Origin of the sequence: Hephaestia caeni (assembly GCF_003550065.1) — a bacterium.
Taxonomy (GTDB): Bacteria; Pseudomonadota; Alphaproteobacteria; order Sphingomonadales; family Sphingomonadaceae; genus Sphingomonas; species Sphingomonas caeni_A.
Map to the genome: position 1 here is coordinate 40231 of NZ_QXDC01000002.1, position 18157 is coordinate 58387.

The following is an 18157-nucleotide window of genomic DNA, read 5'->3' on the forward strand; positions in this document are numbered from 1 at the left end:
CGAGCGGAACGGGACCGACATGAACGACAGACGAGACACGACGCGACGCGAAGACAGGCGGCAGGCCATCCTGGACGCCGCCGAATCACTGTTCCTCGAACAGGGATACGAGCGGGTCAGCGTCAATGCGATCGTCCAGCGATCGGGCGGCTCGCTCGCGACGGTGTACGATTTGTTCGGCAACAAGCACGGTCTGCTTTACGCCGTGGTCGATCGGGCGCGTGATGAAGGGCTGAAGGACGTTGAGGATATATATGCCGAGGATGCACGCCCCGGCGCCGTCCTTCGTGAACTGGCGCTGCGCTATCACGCCTTCACCACCGCGCCGCGATCGCTTGCGCTGATGCGCCTCGTGATCGCCCAGAGCCTGACCGACCCCGAATTCGGGCAGCGGTTCAACCATGAGGTGCATTTGCAGTTCGTGGCGCGGCTGGCCGAGGCATTTCGCCGGTGGACGGCGGCGGGGAAAGCCCGGATCGATCGCCCGCAGGAGGCGGCCGATCTCTATTTCGCGATCGTCTTGTGCGATGGGCCGATACGGGCGCTGCTCGGCCTCCCGCCGGAAGAAACCAATGGCGATGCCCTGAACTGGCGCCTTGCGCCGTTCCTCGAATATTATCGCATAGCCGAGTGAAGCGCCCGGCGAACGCCGGCCCCACCGCCCCGCTTCGGGAGAGATATGTTGCGGATCAACCGTTTTACCGTTCTTGTGCTTTGCATTGTCGTTGCCGCCGTATCGGGATTGTCCCTTGTCGCCCGTCCGGGGTTGTGGCCGCTGTTCCTGATCGCCGCGGCACTATCGCTGCTGGGCGGTTACGACCTGATCCAGCGCCGCCATTCGGTTCGCCGCAATTACCCCATCATCGGCAACACGCGCTGGCTGATCGAATGGATGCGCCCCGAAATTCGTCAATATCTCCTCGAAAGCGATCACGACCGAACCCCATTTTCGCGCAGCCAGCGATCACTCGTCTACGCGCGCGCCAAGAACGAAAGCAGCGAACGCGCGTTCGGCACCCAACTCGATGTGTACGGCAACGGGTATGAGTTCATCAGCCCGTCGATCGGGGCGATCTCAGCGGCCGACCCGGAAAGTTTCCGGATCGAGATCGGTGGGAGCCAATGCACCGCACCCTATTCGGCGTCGATCCTGAACATCTCCGCGATGAGCTTCGGCTCGTTGAGCGCGAACGCCATTCGGGCGCTGAACCGGGGTGCCAAAATGGGCGGCTTTGCGCACGATACCGGTGAAGGCGGGATCAGCGCCTATCATCGCGAGCATGGCGGCGACCTGATCTGGGAATTGGGCAGCGGATATTTCGGATGCCGTACCGCCGCGGGGGATTTCGATCCCGAACGGTTCGCCGCGCAAGCCGTGGTGCCGCAAGTCCGAATGATCGAGATCAAGCTCAGCCAGGGCGCGAAGCCCGGGCATGGCGGCATCCTGCCCGGCGCCAAGGTGACCGCCGAGATCGCTGCGACCCGCGACGTTCCCGTGGGCGTGGATTGCGTCTCTCCGTCGCATCACACCGCGTTCACGACCCCGATCGAGATGATGCACTTCATCGCGCGGCTGCGGCAATTGTCCGGCGGCAAGCCCGTTGGCTTCAAGCTGTGCATCGGACATCCGTGGGAATTCATGGGGATCGCCAAGGCGATGATCGAGACCGGCATCCGCCCCGATTTCATCGTCGTCGATGGTGCGGAAGGCGGCACCGGTGCGGCGCCGCTGGAATTTACCGATCATCTCGGCGTCCCGATGCGCGAAGGGCTGCTGTTCGTACATAATACGCTGGTTGGCGCGGGGCTCAGGCAGGACATCAAGATCGGCGCCGCGGGCAAGGTGGTCAGCGCGTTCGACATCGCCAGCCTGCTCGCGATCGGCGCCGACTGGGCCAATGCGGCGCGCGGTTTCATGTTCGCGCTCGGCTGTATCCAGTCGCTGAGCTGCAACACCAACCGCTGCCCGACGGGGGTGGCGACGCAGGATGCCTGGCGCCAGCGCGCGCTCGTGGTGCCCGACAAGGCGGAGCGGGTCCGCAATTTCCATCGCAACACGCTGGCCGCGCTTTCCGAGATGCTTGCGGCCGCGGGGTTGGAACACCCGCGTGATATTGGTCCGCATCATCTGGTGCGCCGCGTCAACCAGACCGAGATTCGGCTGTTTTCGCAACTCCATGTGCTGTTGGAGCCGGGTGAGCTTCTATCCGGGGCCAGCGATCATGATTTCTACAGCTATGCGTGGCGCACGGCGCGCGCCGACAGCTTCGCCGCCGCGCCAGCGCCAAGCCTCCAAAGCGGCTGAGATTTGCTGAGAGCCCATCCGATCGCGAATCAAAAGCGGAACCGGATGCCGAGCGAATAGGCGCGCTCGAGATACAGCACCTGCCGGGTATAGCTGTCCCCCGTATTATACTGGCGATAGCGTTGCAGCGGATTCCCGAGCAGGTTCACGATGTCGAACGCGAGCGTGATGTTCGGAACCGGCGTGACCGAGGTCGAGAAGTCAAGCTGGCCGCGGCCCTTCTCGATGATGCCGTGCGCGATCGGATCGAGCGCCTCGAGGCTGTAATAGGTCACGAACTTTGACCGGTAATTATAAGCGAGCCGGGCCGAGAACATCGGCTTCTCGTACATCGCGATGACATTGTACGCCCATTTCGACACGCCCGGAAACCGCTGCGGCTCGTTGTTCAGCGTCGCCGCGAAGTTCGACTGAAGATCGCCCTTGGCGTCGATATAGGTGCCGTTGGCCTGGAGACCGAAGCCCTTCGCCCAATCGGGCAGGCCGTCGATGTCGAGGAAGCTGGTGAACGACACCTCCGCCCCCTGCAACCGCGTCTTGCCGAGATTCACGGGTCGGGCGATGCGAAGCCCGCCGGTGGAACGATCGTCCACCGTCGAGAGGAAGCCCTGGGCGTCGTGCCGGAAGATCGCGGCGGTGACGGAGCCCGTCGGCGAGAAATAATATTCCAGGCTCGCGTCGTAATTGTTCGACGTGAGCGGTTTCAGATCCGGGTTGCCGGCCGAGCCGCCACGGCGCAGGCGCTCTACGCATTCCTCGGTCGTCGGGTCGTCAAGGCAAGGATCGCCCGGTGCAAGGATCACCGGCTGGCCCAGCGACAGATTGGGCCGGAGATCGAAGAAGTTCGGCCGGGTGCGCGTCTGGGTATAGGCGAGGCGCAGTTGCAGTTCGTCGGTGAAGCCAATCCGTGCGCTGACGTTCGGCAGATAGTCGGTATAATCGTTCTCGGCGGTGATCGGCGGGAAAGTGACCACGCCGCCGGTATCCTCGATGCGTGAGAAACCGCTGATCCGGGTCTTGGTCTTGACGGCGCGCAGCCCGATGAGGCCGTCGACGACGACGGATCCGAGATCGAAGCCGTATTTTACCTGTGCGTAGGCAGCGTACGATTTCTCGTTGGCGCGGAAATTGTCGGTCGGATTGAATGCCGGCAGACCTTCGGGCGTTCCGAAGAAGGATCGCAGCGCGACCAGATTGTCGCGGATGCTGTCGCGGGTGATCGCGGCATAGGCGACGTTCGGCTGTGCAGTGTTGTAGGTGAAGCCGGGGAGGCTGGTTCTCACATCCGCACCCGGGAGTGCGGTCATCGGGATACCCGCGCCTTCGTTGTTGACATAGAAGTTACCGAAATCCCGTCCGGCGTCGCGATCTCCGTAGCGCACACCGACTTGCAGCCGTTTCAGGAAGCCGAGGTCGAGATCGTAGGACAGGTCGGTACGTGCCTGCCAATCCTTGCCGTTCACGATCAGCAACTCCTGATAGAGGCCGCGGCTGATGAAATTGGCGGGATTGGTGATGTCGAAATCGACGAAGGTCTGCGTCGGCCCGCCATCGGGGGTGGTCTCGAACTCGACGTTGCGTACCGGCGAACTGGCGAACGCATAATCGACGTTGACGAGGTTCGCGGTATACTGGCTGTCGGTATAGGCCAGGTCGGCCGAAATCTGGAGCCGATCGCGTTTCCAGATGACGCCGCCGCCCACCTGGTACGTGTCGGTCTTGCCGTTGAACGATCCGGTATAGCCGTCGGGCCGCACGGCGCCGGTGACGGTCGCCGTATCGATCTGGTTGGTGCCGGGGAGGGTCGTCACGTTCGACAGCTTGATGTCCCCGAAGATCGGGATGAACATCCAGCGATTGTAATCCTTCGACCGGAAGCCCTGGAACAGGCCGTCGGCGTAAATCTCAAGCTCGGGCGTGGGTTTCCACTGGACGGCGGCATTGGCCGATGGGCGCCAGCGCTCGCCATAGCCCAGGAAGTTGCCCTGCGCGTCGGGGAAGCGCAGGCCGGGTTCGGCGGTGGGCGCGTTGTTCGCGTCGGTGGTGGCGATCACCAGCGATTGTTCGCGCGTCGAATCGAGGAAGTTGATCCCGACATAGCTGACGTTGAGCAGCGCGCCGATCTCGCCGATGCCGGTGGTCCAGCGATCGCTGATCAAGAGGTTGCCGTTCGGGGCGATCTTCTCCGACTGCTGCGACAGCACGCCGTTCAGCGAGCCCGACAATTCGAAGCCGCTGAAATCGAAGGGCTTGCGGCCGCGCACGTTGATCTCGCCGGCAATCCCGCCCTCGATCATGTTGGCGGTGCCGGACTTGTAGACCTCCAGCGCGGCGACCGTGCCCGCGGGAAAATCCTGAATCTGGACGTAGCGGCCCTCGGCAGTGAAGATCTGCCGACCGTTATACGTGGTGGTCAGATCGGGCAGGCCGCGGACGGTGACGCCCGCCGATTCGCCACCACCCCGCGTGACCGTGACGCCCGAGACGCGTTGGAGCGCGGAGGAAGCGAAGGTGTCGGGCAGCTTGCCGATATCCTCGGCGACGATGGCGTCGACGATGCCGTCCGACTCGCGTTTGATCTCTTGCGCCGTCGCGAGGCTGCGGCGGAGGCCGGTGACGATGATGGCACCACTCGAATCGGTGCCGTCCTGCGCCGTGGGTCCGATGTCCGTGGGGTTGTTTGTCGCGGCGGCGGGCGTGTCTTGCGGGTTACCCGCCGTGCCGGTGGATTGCGCCACCGCCGCCGAGGGCACCACGCCTGCCAACCCCACTACCGTCGATACCGACGCGCACAGCAACGGCTTCCACTTCATGATGTCCTCCCCATTTTCCGAGGGTTGCGGAACCCCAGGAGTTGTTAGGCATCAAGGAATAAATCGGACAAGTTCCGCTGGCAACGAATCAAGGTCCGCGCCGAACCTTCTTGCCTCACCTGTGGTATTTGTGCGTCGCCTCACCATCCCGGCCGCGCCACCGGGCGGCTAGCGGACCGGTGGCTTGTGTCCGCGCGGCGTCGGTCGCCGCTGCCCCAAATCGACGATCAGTGGTCGAGATCGGGGATTTCGCGGACCCAGATGTTGCGGAAGCTGATCGGCGTGCTCGGATCGCCGTGCGCCTGGAGCTTGATCGGCGCGCGGTCATAGACCGTATAGCTCGGTTGCCCGATATAGACCGTCTCGCCGCGCAGCACGGCCTGATCCTGGACGAGCACGCCGTTGATGAACGCGGTGACCGAAGCCGGGCGTTCAACCGTGCCGTCGGCGGCGAAGGCCGGCTTGTTCCAGACCACGTCGATGCTTTGCCATTCGCCCGGCTTGCGCACCGGATTGGCGAGCGGCGGATATTGCTTGTAGATGCTGCCCGCCTGACCGTTGACGTACGTGTTGTTCTGATAGCTGTCGACGATCTGAAGCTCGTATCCCTTGTCCCCCTTGCCCGTGGAAGCGAGGAACAGACCGCTGTTCCCGCGCGCCTGGCCCGTGCCGGTGATGCCGGCGGGAATGCGATATTCAAGGTGGAGCTGATAGCTGCCGAACGACTGGCGGGTCTGGATGTTGCCGGCTTGCTTGACCACCGTCATCGCGCCGTCGGCCACCGTCCAGCGTGCGGGCGAGTCGTCCTCGACCGATTGCCAATGATCAAGCGCCGTGCCGTCGAACAGGACGATCGCATCGGACGGCGGTGGCGAGGCTTCGAACTTGCCGGGCAGTACCACCTGCACCGCCGGGGACCATTGCTCGGTATCTTCCGGCCTGGGCTTGGTATCCTGTGCCGCCGCGATCGCCGGGATAAGAAGCAACAGGGACGCCGCGCCCAAAGCAGAAGAGTTCATCGTTCAATCCCTGTCGATACATGCGGTTGACAGTGGTTCATATCGGTGCCCCCGATCCGCGAGATGCCGGGAAAAATGATATCGATCTCATGCTAGGTGGCGTGTGGCGGCTTGTCTAGGCCGCGGGTGCTCCATAGGGTGAGACGATGACGACCATCAGAGATGTGGCGACGGCCGCCGGCGTATCGCGCGCCACCGCCGCGCGGGTGCTGTCGAGCCCGGAACTGGTGGCCGAGAAGACGCGTGCGCGCGTGCTGGAGGTCGTCGAACGGCTCGGCTACAGCCGCAACTCGGTCGCCGCCAGCCTGCGTACGACGCGCACGGGCCGTATCGTCGTCACCGTTCCCGATATCTCCAACCCGTTCTTTTCGCGGGTTATTCGCGGGGTCGAAGAGGCGGCGCAGGAGGCAGGTTATGCCGTGCTGCTGGGGGATACCCGCAACGACCGCGACCGCGAAGAGCAATATGCCGAGATGCTGAACCGGCGCGAGGCCGACGGCATCATCTTCCTGGGCCATCGGCTGCCGACCACGCTGGCGCGGATCCTCGATCGCGACGGCAGCCGCGCGCCGATCGTCAACGGCTGCGAGTTCACGCCGTCGCTCGGGGTGTCGAGCGCGCATATCGACAATGCCGGCGCGGCGCGCGAGGTCATGGAATCGCTCTACACGATGGGGCACCGCGATATCGCGCTCGTGCTGGGGCCGCCGGACAGCCCGCTGACGCGCGACCGCCTGATCGGCGCGCAACGCGCGGCCGAAGATCACGGCCTGATCGGCCGGCTGATCGCCGAAAGTGGTGACTTTTCGGTCGAATCGGGCCGCCGCGCCGCGAACGTCCTGCTGTCGCTCGATCGCCCGCCTACCGCGATCTTCTGCTTCAGCGACGAAATGGCGATCGGCACGCTGGCGGCGGCGCGATCGGCACAGATATCCTGCCCCGAGGCGCTCTCGGTCGTCGGCTTCGACGATATCCAGATGGCGCGCTATGTCGATCCGCCGCTCACCACCGTTCGTCAGCCGATGGCGGATATCGGACGCAAGACCGTCGAACTGCTGCTCGATATCCTGCACGGGCGCCAGGCCGGCCCGGTTTCCGCGACGCTGCCGCATCGGCTGATCATCCGGCAGAGCGTCGGCCTTGGCCCGTTCGGCCGCCCAGGGGCGCCCGCCTGACGCAGCGAAAAATGGGCTTGCAATGAGATCGATCTCATGGTTGGTTCGCGTCAACTCGACGAAGATCGGGCAGCGGGATGGGGCACGGTAAGGGCAATTTCAGATCGCCCGGCGTCCATTCAGGGATCGAACGGCCGGCGCCATGCTTCGGCCGCATGGATGAGGTAGCCTGGGCATGGTGAAACTGCGCCTCTCGGTGATGATGTTCGCGCAGTATTTTGCGTGGGGCGTGTGGCTCGTTCCGCTCAGCACCTATATGAGCCAGGGGCTGCATTTCGATACGATCATCGGCACGACCTTCGGCCTGATCGGGATCGCGACGATCCTGTCGACGCTGTTCATCGGCATGGTCGCGGACCGCTTCATCGCCGCGCAGAAGCTGCTCGGCATCCTCTCGCTCGGCGCGGGCGGGGCGCTGTTCTGGGTATCGACCATCCAGAGTTCGCCGTCGCTGTTCCTGTTCGGCTGCCTGCTCCATTTCCTGTTCTACGCCTCGACGATCCCGCTCGCGACGGCGATCGCCTTCAACGCGATCGAGGATACCAGCAAGGAATTCCCCGCGATCCGCGTCTGGGGCACGATCGGCTGGATCGTCGCCGGGCTGCTCGTCGGCATCATCAGCGGCGCGGCGGAAACCGCGCTGCCCATGCAGATGGCGTCCGGCGTCTACATCCTGCTGGGGCTCTATTCCTTCACGCTGCCCGATACGCCGCCGCGCGCGCGCCACAAGGTTGTCAGCGTTGCGGCGATCTTCGGGCTCGACGTGATCCTGCGCCACCGCGAGACCGCGTTCTGGATCTTCATCGCCTGCACGCTGGCGCTGATGGTGCCCAAGAGCTTCTACGATACCTATGCCAACGCCTTCTTCGCCGAGAAGGATCTGCATATGAACCTGTTCGGCGGGCGTCTGGAGGCGACGGGCATCCAGACGCTGGGGCAGATTTTCGAAACCTTCTTCCTGATCAGCCTGCCGTTCCTGCTGGCGCGGATGGGGATCAAGCGTGTGCTCGTGATCGGCATGGGCGCGTGGGCGGTGCGGTTCGTGCTGTTCGGCTTCGGCTATCACGACGACACCGCGATCATGCCGATGCTGCTGCTCGGCATCATCATCCACGGCATCTGCTACGATTTCCTGATCGTGTCGGGGCAGATCTACGTCGATCGCAAGTTCGATCCCGAATCGCGCGCGCGGGCGCAGGCGTTCCTCACGCTGATTACGCAGGGGATCGGGATCGTGATCGGATCGAACATTGCCGGCTATGTCTACGGCCTCCATACCGATGCCGGCGGCGCGCATGACTGGCGGGCGATCTGGATGGTGCCCGCGGTGATCGCCTTCGTCACGATGGTGCTGTTCGCGCTCTCGTTCCGCGAGAAACTGGCCGCGGCGCCCGCGGAGGACGGCGACGCTTCCGCGCCCGCGGGTTCGTGACAATGCGGCGGGGGTCGGCGATATGACGCAACCCATTCTCAGGCTCGGCCTGGTCGGTGGCGGCCCGGGCAGCTTCATCGGGCCGGTCCACCGGATGGCGGCATGCCTTGATGCGCGCTTCGCTCTCGTGGCCGGCGCGTTCAGCCGCGATATCGCCAAATCGCGCAGCCAGGCGGCGATCTGGAGCCTTGCGCCCGAGCGGGCCTATGACGGCATCGAGGCCATGCTCGACGGCGAGCGCGGGCGCGACGACGGCATCCAGGCGGTCGCGATCGCGACCCCCAACGACAGCCATTTCGCGATCGCCAAAGCGGCGCTCGAGGCCGGCCTCCCGGTGATCTGCGACAAGCCGATGACGGCGACGCTGGACGAGGCCGAGGCGCTGGCCGGAATCGTGGCGGCAAGCGGCCGCCCGTTCGCGCTGACCTATACCTATACGGGCTATGCGATGGTCCGCGAGGCGCGCGCCCGGATCGCCGCGGGCGCGATCGGCCGCGTGCGCAAGATCATGGTCGATTATCCGCAAGGATGGCTTGCCGCCGCGATCGAAGACAGCAACACGCAGGCCGGCTGGCGAACCGATCCCGCGCGCGCGGGCGGGGGCGGTGCGATCGGCGATATCGGCGTCCACGCCTTTCAGCTCGCCGAATATGTCAGCGGGTTGCGCGTCGAGGAACTGGTCGCCGATCTGCCTCGCGTCGTTCCGGGGCGCACGCTGGACGACGATTGCAACATCCTGCTGCACTTCGAAGGCAAGGTGCCCGGCGTGCTGACCGCGTCGCAGATCGCCACCGGCGAGCGCAACGGTTTGCGGCTCAGGATCTACGGCGAGACCGGCGGCATCGAATGGGATCATGACGCGCCGGGCAATCTGATCCTGCGCTGGCCCGATGCGCGCACCGAGATTCTGCACAGCGGCGGCCCAGCGCTGCATCCGACCGCGCAGCGGGCGACGCGCCTGCCGAGCGGCCATCCCGAAGGCTTCATCGAGGCGTTCGCGACGCTCTATGCCGGTTTCGCGGACGCGGTGGCTGGCAAGGGCGACGATATCGACGGCCTGGTGCCGGGTATCGGCGACGGGTTGCGATCGATACGGTTCATCGATCTGGCGGTACGCTCGAACGAGGCACGTGCCTGGCTGCCTTTTCCGGGAGATGGACGATGAAGACGATCAAGGGGCCAGGCATTTTCCTGGCGCAATTCCTCGGCGACGAGCCCCCGTTCGACACGCTCGATCATCTCGCCGAATGGGCGGCGGGGCTGGGATACAAGGCGCTCCAGATTCCCTGCACGCCGCGCCTGATCGATCTCGACACGGCGGCCGAGAGCCAGGCCTATTGCGACGATTTACGGGGGCGTCTCGACCGCCACGGGATCGTCGTCAGCGAACTCTCGACGCATTTGCAAGGACAACTCGTCGCGGTGCATCCGGCGTATGACAGCCTGTTCGACGGCTTCGCGGCGGAGCATGTCCGCGGCAAGCCCGCCGAGCGGCAGGCGTGGGCGGTCGAGCAGGTCAAGCTGGCGGCGCAGGCGAGCCGGCGCCTGGGCCTGTCGGCACACGCGACCTTTTCCGGCGCGCTCGCCTGGCCCTATGTCTATCCCTGGCCGCAGCGGCCCGCGGGGCTTATCGAGGAGGCTTTCGCCGAGCTCGGCCGGCGCTGGCGCCCGATCCTCGATGTGTTCGAGGAAAACGGGATCGATCTCGCCTATGAAGTCCACCCCGGCGAGGATCTGCACGACGGCGCGACCTACGAGCGTTTTCTGGACGTGGTGGACGAACATCCGCGCGCCCGGCTGCTGTTCGATCCGAGCCATTTCGTGCTCCAGCAGCTCGATTACCTGGCGTTCCTCGACATTTATCACGAGCGGATAAGTTGTTTTCACGTCAAGGATGCCGAATTCAGGCCCACCGGCCGCTCGGGGGTCTACGGCGGCTATCAGGGATGGGTCGACCGGCCGGGGCGCTTCCGCTCGCTTGGCGACGGGCAGGTCGATTTCGGCGCGATCTTCTCGAAGATGGCGGCCTATGATTATGCTGGCTGGGCCGTGCTCGAATGGGAATGTGCCCTCAAGCATCCCGAGGATGGCGCGCGCGAGGGCGCGCCCTTTATCCGCGATCACATCATCCGGGTGACGCCGCACGCCTTCGACGATTTCGCGGCAAGCGGAGTCGATCAGGCTGCAAACCGGCGGCTCCTTGGGCTAAGCCCGATGTCGGCCGCAGAGTAACGAGTGAAAAGAGGTCGGAAATGAAGTTGATCTATGGGATGGCGGGCATCTCCTCGCTGATCATCGCGGCGGCAGCTATCGCGGTTCCGTCTGCCGCGCAGAGCCCCACCGCCGGCGAGCGCGCCTTCGTCATGTGCAAGGCCTGTCACACCACCGAGAAAGGCGGCCGCAATGGCATCGGCCCGAACCTCTCCGGCCTGTTCGGCCGCGCGGTCGGATCAGTGCCGGATTACACATATTCGGAGGCCCTGAAGAAATCCGGGCTGCGCTGGGACGAGAAGACGCTGAGCGAATTCCTCGCCGCGCCGACCAAGAAGGTGCCGGGCACCAAGATGCCGATCGGTGTCGCCGATCCGGCAAAGCGTGCGGCGCTGATCGCTTATCTGAAATCCGCCACGGCGAAGTGACCTCGGGAAAGGCCCGCACATGAAACCCTCGCGCCGCACCGTCATCGCCGCCTCCGCCCTCGGCCTCGGCGCCGCAACGGTCGCGCGCGCGGGCATGCCGATCGGCAACGCGGCGCGCTTCTCGATGAAATACGCGCCGCACGAAGGCAGCTTCGCCAGCCGTGGGGGGCTGATCGAGCAGATCGCCTTTGCCGCCGATCAGGGCTTCATGGCGTGGGAGGACAACGAAGCGGTCGGCCGGCCCGTTGCCCAGCTCGACGCGATGGCGAAGGCGTTTCAGCAGCGCGGCATGACAATGGGCGTGCTGGTCGCGAGCATGCCCAAATGGTCGCAGTTCAGGCCTCTCCTCGGCGCCGACGACGGGGCCGACCGCGAAGCGTTCCTGGCCGATCTTCCCGCCGCGATCGAGGTCGCCAAGCGCCTGAACGCCACCTGGCTCACCGTGGTGACGGGGTTCATGGACCCGAAGGTGCCGGTCGACTTGCAGACCGCTCGGATCATCGAGGTGATGCGCCGCGCCGGCGACCTTGCGGCGCGCGCGAACAAGGTTCTGGTGATGGAGCCGCTCAACACCATCACCAATCACCCCAACATCTTCATGCGGACGATCACGCAAGGCTATCTGATTGCCAGGGGCGCCGACAGCCCCGCCGTGAAGGTGCTCGCCGATCTCTATCACGCCCAGATCCAGGCCGGGAACCTGATCCCGACGCTCGATAGCTGCTGGAGCGAGATCCCCTACATCCAGGTCGGGGACAATCCGGGCCGGCTCGAGCCGGGGACGGGCGAGATCAACTACAAGACGATCGTCCAGTGGCTGCGCAAGCGCCGGTACGACGGCGTCATTGGCATGGAACATGGCAATTCGCTGGAAGGGCGCGCGGGCGAGGAGCGGCTGATCGCCGCTTATCGCGCGATCGACGCGGTATGACCGCGCCCTCCGCCGCTATTTCGGGAGACAGAAGATGATCGATCGACGACGCGCGCTTGCCGGCATGGCCGCGACATTCGCCGTCCCGTTGTTCGCCCCGATCGCCCGCGCCGCGGGCCTCGCGGGCAAGACCACGCGCCCCGTCATCAGCGACGGCCCGCCCAGCGTCCAGGTCTTCACGCCGGCGCAGCACGAGTTGATGACCGCGCTCAGCGAGCGCGTGATGCCCACCACCGATACGCCCGGCGCGATCGCGGCGGGCGTGCCCGAGTATATCGAGAAGCTCCTCGCCGACTGGGCGTGGCCCGACGAGCGCAAACCGATCATCGCCGGCCTCGACTTGCTCGACGCGAAGAGCCTGGAGGACAACAAGGTGCCGGGCGCCAAGGCGACGCCCGAGCAGCAAGACGCGCTGCTGACGGCGGCCATGAACGGGGAAATCCCCAACGGCGCCTCCTTCTTCGAGAAATTCCGGCAGCTCGTCCTCACCGGCTATTTCACGTCCGAGATCGGCATGACGCAGGAGCGGGAATATCTGCCCGTGCCCGGCGAATATCACGGCGATTACCTCTATTCCAACGTCAACAAGGTCTTTTCGGCATGACGATGAACAGACGCGCTTTCCTCGCCGGCACCGGTGGGGTGATGGCCATGAGCGGAATAGGAGTGACAGGCATTGCCCGCGCCGCGCGCGTCAAGGCGGTCGGCCTGCAACTCTACACGGTGCGCGAGTTGTTCGCGAGCGATCCGGTGGGCACACTCGAGAAGGTCGCGCGCATCGGCTATCGCGAGGTGGAGTTCGGCGGCGGCAATTATGACACGATGGATGCGGCGATGCTGCGCGCGGCGATGGATCGCCTGCAGCTCCGCGCGCCCTCCACGCACGTCGCGTACGAGGCGATGGCGAAGGATTTCGCCGCCGTGGTCAAGATGGTGAAGACGCTCGGCGCCGATACGATCGTGCTCCCGTGGCTGGCCGAGGAACAGCGCACCGACGCGGCGTTCGGCACGGTCATCGCCGGGCTGAACCGCTTCGCGGCCCAGGCGCGCGACGCGGGGCTCGGCTTCGCCTATCACAACCACGATTTCGAGTTCCTCACCACATCGGGCGGAAGGTCGCTCTATGACCGCCTGCTCGACGAGACCGATCCCGCGCTGGTGAAGATGGAACTCGACCTGTATTGGGCCATCCACGCCGGGGCGGACGCCGCCCAACTGATCGACCGCCTGTCGACGCGCCTCTACGCCTTCCACGTCAAGGACATGAAGAAGGACAAGTCGATGACCGCGGTCGGCGCCGGGACGATCGACTTCGCCGCGCTGTTCAAACGCCCCGGCGCGTCGCAGGTCGCGCATTTCTATGTCGAGAATGACGAGGCGCCCGCGCCCTATATCCCCGACATCACCACCAGCTTCAGGAATCTGAGCGCGCTGCGCTTCTGACGGCAATTCGAAAAGGCATCAGGAATGGCATCGACCAACAGCTTCGACGCGATCGTCATCGGTTCCGGGATCAGCGGCGGCTGGGCCGCCAAGGAACTGACCGAAAAGGGCCTGCGCGTCCTGATGCTCGATCGCGGCTTCATGGTCGAGCACGGCTCCGGCTATCCATATGACGGCACGCCGGATTTCCAGCTTCCCGCGCGTGGCACGGTGCCCCCGGCGATCGTCGAGAGCGACTATTTCATCGCCAAATACGGCTATCTCTCGACGAGCAACCTCCAGTTCTACAATGACGACCGCCTCAACCCCTATGCGTTCGAGGACGGCGAGGAGTTCCGCTGGATCAGGCCGGGCGCGTTCGGCGGGAAATCGCTGATCTGGGGCCGCTGGAGTTTTCGCTGGAGCCCCGGCGACTTCGAAGCCAACAAGCGTGAGGGCATCGCCGGCGATTGGCCGATCCGCTATGAAGACGTGGTGCCGTGGTACACCTATGTCGAGAAATATATCGGCGTCTCGGGCTCACGCGAGAATCTTTCCTATCTGCCGGACAGCGAATTCCAGCCGCCGATGCCGATGAACATCGCGGAGAAATGGCTTAAGGAGCGGTTCGAATCGGGCTTCCCCGGGCGCAAGCTGATCCCCGCGCGCTTATCGAACATGACCGAGGACAAGCCCGAACAGGGCCGCACCAAATGCCAGTTCCGCGACCAATGTTCGAACGGCTGCTCGTTCGGCGCCTATTTCTCGACGCAGGCGGTGACGTTGCCGGCGGCGCGGGCGACGGGCCGGCTCACGATCAAGACCGATGCCGTGGTCTCGAACCTCGAATACGATCCCGCCCGCAAGCGTGTCACCGGCGTCCGCTATGTCGATGCCAAGACCGGGCAGGCGGAGGTGGTGAAGGCCGATCTCGTCTTTCTGTGCGCGTCGGCGATGGCGTCGGTCCAGATCCTCATGAACAGCCGCGCGCCCGGCTCCGATCGTAGCTGGTTCGACACCAGCGGCACGCTCGGCCATTACGTCATGGACCATATCTTCCGCACCGGGGTTTCCGGGGAAATCCCCGGCATGACCGACTATATCGAATATGGCCGCCGCCCCGGCGCGGTCTATGTTCCGCGCTTCCGCAATATCGACAGCAAGGACGACGGCGTCGGTTTCAAGCGCGGCTACGGCTTTCAGGGCGGCGCTGGCCGCTCAGCCGCCTGGCCGGAAGGCTTCGGTGCGTCGATGAAGCACGGCATGCGCAAATACGGCCCGTGGTATTTCTCGATGGGCGCGTTCGGCGAATGCCTGCCCTATGAAGACAACCATGTGTCGCTTCACCCGACCAAGGTCGATCGCTTCGGCATCCCGCAACTGGTGTTCAACGTCACCTTCCGGGACAACGAATTGCGCATGATGGCGGATGCGCGCCGTGAGGGTGAGGCGATGCTGCGCAAGGCCGGCCTCCGCAACGTGACGAGCTACGAGCAGAAGCACGTGCCCGGCGATGCGATCCACGAGATGGGCGGCGCGCGCATGGGCGCCGATCCGCGCGCGTCGGTGCTCAACAAATGGAACCAGGCGCATGAGGCGGCGAACCTGTTCGTCACCGACGGCGCGCAGATGAATTCGATCTCGTGCGTGAACCCGTCGCTCACCTTCATGGCGATGACGGCGCGCGCGGTGGATCACGCCGTCACCGCCAAGAAAGCGGGCGCGATCTGAACGAAGCCGATCGCGCTGGTTCGGCGCCGCAAGGGTCGCGGTCCCGGGTTTAAGGCGATACAGGGCAACGCCCGGCGCATTCGAGCCTGGCGTTGCCCTTTTGTCTCCGTCGCATCGATCACCCGAAAGCTGATCCGGGATTGACCTGAAAAGAAAACGTTATCATTGCGGATTCGTGGGCCGTCGTACGAAGACGATGTCAGCCGCGGAAGAAGCATTTGAGGACGCCTGAGCGTGCAAGCGCTCCCATTGTTGCGGGTTATGGCGAAGACAACGCGAGTTCCCGGCCGACGACAGGTGCGTGAGCAGCAGAAGCTCGGAACGGGGGAGGGGATCTTATGAAGCGCAGTCATGCAATCGTTTGCAGTCTGGCATTGCTGTTCTGCGGAACCGCGGCATCCCCTCAATCGTCTGAAAAAGGGGCGGTCTTTTGCCGCATTTCGACGGCTGACGGCGCCCGATATGCGCGGCAATCGCTCGGCGGCTTTCATCTGCTCGACAAGGCGCCCTGGGCAGGAGGGCAGGAAACGGGCGTATTGATGGCGTCCAATGCCGTGCTGCTGCCGCCGGCAGAACCCCGCACGATTCTGGGGTTGGCCGGTGCCTATGTCGATCCGGCCGGCGATCTGCCGCCGACGATCCGCTGGTTCGCCAAATCCGCCTCCGCCGCCGCCACGGACGGCGACGAGGTCGCGATTCCTTCGGTCCTTTCCAGCCTCAAGGTCGAAGCCGAACTCGTGCTGGTGATCGGCAAACGCGTGAAGGAAGCCGACGTGGCTGAATCGGGTGCCGCCATTTTCGGCTATGCCGTGGGCACCGAAATCTTTGGTTCGGCGGAAGATTATCGGGAAATCACCGGCGACAATCCGGGGCGCGAGGAACAGATGCTGGCGGCGGGCCTGAAGCTCGGCGACAAGTTCGCCCCGTTCGGCCCGTGCATCCACGCCGGGGTGGATTGGCGGCGCCGCGATCGCTCGCTCGTCATTCGCGACGCATCGGGCAAGGTGCGCGTGCAATATCGCAACAGCACCGACGGCCTGCGCCGTTCCCCGGCGCAGATCGTCGCCGACCTGTCGAAGATCATGACGCTGGAGCCGGGCGACGTGATCTTCACCGGCACTACCGAGGCGTTCGTCGTCCACCCCGGGGAGACGGTGGTGACCTCCATCACGGGACTCGGGACGCTCAGCAATGCGATCGTTCGTCCGCAGACGGGAGGAAATCGGGAATGAACAGGCGGGATTTCCTGGCCGGCGCGCTGGGCGCAGCCGGCACCGCGCCGCTGGTGACGGGCGGCCGCGCGGATGCCGCGGCGGGCCCGATCGAGCGCACGCATGCCGATGCAAAGCCGCTCAACCTCAAGATCACCGACGTGAAGACCTTTCTGGTCGATGGCGGCGGGGATGAGAACTTCGCGTTCGTCAAAGTCTATACCAATCAGGGTATTACCGGCCTGGGCGAAGCGACGCTGGCGGCGAAGGGCGCGACCATCGCCGCGGCGATCGAGGAGCATAAGCGCTATCTCGTCGGCAAGGATCCGACCGAGATCGAACGCCATTGGCGGGGCATGTTCATCGGCCCGCGCTATCGCGGCGGGCCGATCCTGATGTCGGCGATCGCGGCGATCGACATCGCGCTCTGGGACATTCTGGGACAAGTGCTGGGCCGCCCCATCTGGCAGCTTCTGGGCGGCAAGGCGCGCGACAAGGTGCGGCTCTATTGCCACGAGGGCTATCTGCGGCGGATCAGCCATCGCAAGAAGCGCAAGCCCAGATCCGAGCAGGAAGAACTCGATCAATGGCGCCAGCGCAAGGAAGAAGGCTGGACCTGCGTGAAAGGCGGCTTCTATCCCGGCGGCCATCCCATCAATCACCGCGAATCGATCCGCAAGGGCGTCGAGCATCTGGCCAAGGTGCGCGAGGTGGTCGGGCCCGATTTCGACATCATCGTCGAGGCGCATGGCAAGCCCACGCCCTCGACTGCGGTCGAATTCTGCAAGCGCGTGGAGCCGTTCCATCCGCTTTGGGTGGAGGAGGTCACGCAACTCGAGAACGAGGTGTTACAGGAAGTGCGGTATATCCGCGAGCATACCGATGTACCGCTGGCAACCGGCGAACGCCTGACCACCCGATTCGATTTCGCGCCGCTTTGCAGCGAGATGCTGGTGAACGTGATCATGCCCGATGTCGTGCATGTCGGCGGCATCACCGAGCTGCGCCGGATCGCGGCGCTCGCCGACGCCTTCAGGGTCGAGGTGTCGCCGCATAATCCGCAAAGCGAAGTCAGCACATTGGCATCAATGCACGTCTGCATGGCGACGCCCAATTGCACGATTCTCGAGATCGGCAGCGGGCAAGATCCGTTCTGGGACGATCTGTTCTACGGCGGCCATTTCTCGTACGACAAGGGTTACGGCAATCCTCCGAGCCGCCCGGGGCTGGGCGTCGACCTCGATGAGAAAGTCGCCGCCAGATATCCGTACGAGCCCAAGAACTGGGAAACCCTGCAAACCGGCGACGGCGCCTATGTCGATCGTTGACGCGTGGCGCCGAACGACCGATCGGTTCGATCGGCGGGATTGAAAGACGTACCTTTGGTCTTGCGGACGACACCGAAAGACCATTATAGACACTTCATGAAAACGTTCGCATAAACGGCGAGCGATCGAACGCCCCTCCGCGAGAGCGAGA

The 18157-nt window shown here is 64.6% G+C and carries 15 protein-coding genes; 13 read left to right on the forward strand and 2 right to left on the reverse strand.

Features of this window, described 5'->3' with window-relative positions; translation table 11 throughout:
* Positions 1 to 19 precede the first annotated feature (19 nt).
* Together DFR49_RS00180 and DFR49_RS00185 are read left to right on the forward strand one after the other, a co-directional pair.
* Complete coding sequence (locus DFR49_RS00180) at positions 20 to 634, forward strand: TetR/AcrR family transcriptional regulator (RefSeq protein WP_119034053.1); 615 nt, start codon at positions 20 to 22, stop codon at positions 632 to 634.
* 45 nt (positions 635 to 679) lie between these two features.
* Positions 680 to 2305 (forward strand): FMN-binding glutamate synthase family protein, encoded by a 1626-nt coding sequence (locus DFR49_RS00185; protein ID WP_119034054.1) that lies wholly within the window; start codon positions 680 to 682, stop codon positions 2303 to 2305.
* A 29-nt stretch (positions 2306 to 2334) separates the two neighbouring features.
* On the opposite strand, the gene DFR49_RS00190 is transcribed toward DFR49_RS00185, so the two are convergent.
* The gene (locus DFR49_RS00190; RefSeq protein ID WP_119034055.1) at positions 2335 to 5118 is read right to left on the reverse strand and encodes a TonB-dependent receptor; all 2784 of its coding nucleotides are present in this window, start codon (positions 5116 to 5118) and stop codon (positions 2335 to 2337) included.
* Positions 5119 to 5345: 227 nt separating this feature from the next.
* The gene (locus DFR49_RS00195; protein ID WP_119034056.1) at positions 5346 to 6137 is read right to left on the reverse strand and encodes a 3-keto-disaccharide hydrolase; all 792 of its coding nucleotides are present in this window, start codon (positions 6135 to 6137) and stop codon (positions 5346 to 5348) included.
* Positions 6138 to 6283: 146 nt separating this feature from the next.
* Here DFR49_RS00195 and DFR49_RS00200 point away from each other — a divergent pair, with 146 nt between their 5' ends.
* The 11 genes from DFR49_RS00200 to DFR49_RS00250 all read left to right on the forward strand — a co-directional run bounded on the left by DFR49_RS00200 (position 6284) and on the right by DFR49_RS00250 (position 18006).
* Positions 6284 to 7312, forward strand: coding sequence for a LacI family DNA-binding transcriptional regulator (locus DFR49_RS00200; RefSeq protein ID WP_119034057.1), 1029 nt, complete (start codon positions 6284 to 6286; stop codon positions 7310 to 7312).
* A gap of 175 nt (positions 7313 to 7487) precedes the next feature.
* On the forward strand, positions 7488 to 8744 hold the full coding sequence (locus DFR49_RS00205; RefSeq protein ID WP_119034058.1) for an MFS transporter: 1257 nt from the start codon (positions 7488 to 7490) through the stop codon (positions 8742 to 8744).
* A 22-nt stretch (positions 8745 to 8766) separates the two neighbouring features.
* Entirely contained in the window at positions 8767 to 9909 is a 1143-nt protein-coding gene (locus DFR49_RS00210; protein WP_119034059.1) for a Gfo/Idh/MocA family oxidoreductase, read from the forward strand.
* Positions 9906 to 10976 (forward strand): sugar phosphate isomerase/epimerase family protein, encoded by a 1071-nt coding sequence (locus DFR49_RS00215; RefSeq protein ID WP_119034060.1) that lies wholly within the window; start codon positions 9906 to 9908, stop codon positions 10974 to 10976. The genes DFR49_RS00210 and DFR49_RS00215 overlap by 4 nt, the downstream gene beginning before the upstream one ends.
* Before the next feature lie 20 nt (positions 10977 to 10996).
* Positions 10997 to 11383: a c-type cytochrome gene (locus DFR49_RS00220; RefSeq protein WP_119034061.1), complete on the forward strand. Its 387-nt coding sequence runs from the start codon at positions 10997 to 10999 to the stop codon at positions 11381 to 11383.
* A gap of 19 nt (positions 11384 to 11402) precedes the next feature.
* Positions 11403 to 12314, forward strand: coding sequence for a hydroxypyruvate isomerase family protein (locus DFR49_RS00225; RefSeq protein WP_119034062.1), 912 nt, complete (start codon positions 11403 to 11405; stop codon positions 12312 to 12314).
* 34 nt (positions 12315 to 12348) lie between these two features.
* Positions 12349 to 12918 (forward strand): gluconate 2-dehydrogenase subunit 3 family protein, encoded by a 570-nt coding sequence (locus DFR49_RS00230; protein WP_119034063.1) that lies wholly within the window; start codon positions 12349 to 12351, stop codon positions 12916 to 12918.
* Positions 12919 to 12920: 2 nt separating this feature from the next.
* Positions 12921 to 13757, forward strand: a complete 837-nt coding sequence (locus DFR49_RS00235) for a sugar phosphate isomerase/epimerase family protein (protein ID WP_245968171.1) — start codon at positions 12921 to 12923, stop codon at positions 13755 to 13757.
* Between the two features lie 24 nt (positions 13758 to 13781).
* Positions 13782 to 15467 carry a GMC oxidoreductase gene (locus DFR49_RS00240; protein ID WP_119034065.1) on the forward strand — a complete coding sequence of 562 codons (1686 nt, stop codon included), beginning with the start codon at positions 13782 to 13784 and terminating at the stop codon, positions 15465 to 15467.
* 539 nt (positions 15468 to 16006) lie between these two features.
* Entirely contained in the window at positions 16007 to 16699 is a 693-nt protein-coding gene (locus tag DFR49_RS00245) for a fumarylacetoacetate hydrolase family protein (RefSeq protein WP_170150873.1), read from the forward strand.
* Positions 16696 to 18006 (forward strand): enolase C-terminal domain-like protein, encoded by a 1311-nt coding sequence (locus DFR49_RS00250; protein WP_119034067.1) that lies wholly within the window; start codon positions 16696 to 16698, stop codon positions 18004 to 18006. The genes DFR49_RS00245 and DFR49_RS00250 overlap by 4 nt, the downstream gene beginning before the upstream one ends.
* Positions 18007 to 18157: the final 151 nt, after the last annotated feature.

Coding starts and splice junctions, on each gene's coding strand:
- DFR49_RS00180 (WP_119034053.1), top strand. CDS start 20: ATGAACGACAGACGAGACACGACGCGACGCGAAGACAGGCGGCAGGCC.
- DFR49_RS00185 (WP_119034054.1), top strand. CDS start 680: ATGTTGCGGATCAACCGTTTTACCGTTCTTGTGCTTTGCATTGTCGTT.
- DFR49_RS00190 (WP_119034055.1), bottom strand. CDS start 5,118: ATGAAGTGGAAGCCGTTGCTGTGCGCGTCGGTATCGACGGTAGTGGGG.
- DFR49_RS00195 (WP_119034056.1), bottom strand. CDS start 6,137: ATGAACTCTTCTGCTTTGGGCGCGGCGTCCCTGTTGCTTCTTATCCCG.
- DFR49_RS00200 (WP_119034057.1), top strand. CDS start 6,284: ATGACGACCATCAGAGATGTGGCGACGGCCGCCGGCGTATCGCGCGCC.
- DFR49_RS00205 (WP_119034058.1), top strand. CDS start 7,488: ATGGTGAAACTGCGCCTCTCGGTGATGATGTTCGCGCAGTATTTTGCG.
- DFR49_RS00210 (WP_119034059.1), top strand. CDS start 8,767: ATGACGCAACCCATTCTCAGGCTCGGCCTGGTCGGTGGCGGCCCGGGC.
- DFR49_RS00215 (WP_119034060.1), top strand. CDS start 9,906: ATGAAGACGATCAAGGGGCCAGGCATTTTCCTGGCGCAATTCCTCGGC.
- DFR49_RS00220 (WP_119034061.1), top strand. CDS start 10,997: ATGAAGTTGATCTATGGGATGGCGGGCATCTCCTCGCTGATCATCGCG.
- DFR49_RS00225 (WP_119034062.1), top strand. CDS start 11,403: ATGAAACCCTCGCGCCGCACCGTCATCGCCGCCTCCGCCCTCGGCCTC.
- DFR49_RS00230 (WP_119034063.1), top strand. CDS start 12,349: ATGATCGATCGACGACGCGCGCTTGCCGGCATGGCCGCGACATTCGCC.
- DFR49_RS00235 (WP_245968171.1), top strand. CDS start 12,921: ATGAACAGACGCGCTTTCCTCGCCGGCACCGGTGGGGTGATGGCCATG.
- DFR49_RS00240 (WP_119034065.1), top strand. CDS start 13,782: ATGGCATCGACCAACAGCTTCGACGCGATCGTCATCGGTTCCGGGATC.
- DFR49_RS00245 (WP_170150873.1), top strand. CDS start 16,007: ATGGCGTCCAATGCCGTGCTGCTGCCGCCGGCAGAACCCCGCACGATT.
- DFR49_RS00250 (WP_119034067.1), top strand. CDS start 16,696: ATGAACAGGCGGGATTTCCTGGCCGGCGCGCTGGGCGCAGCCGGCACC.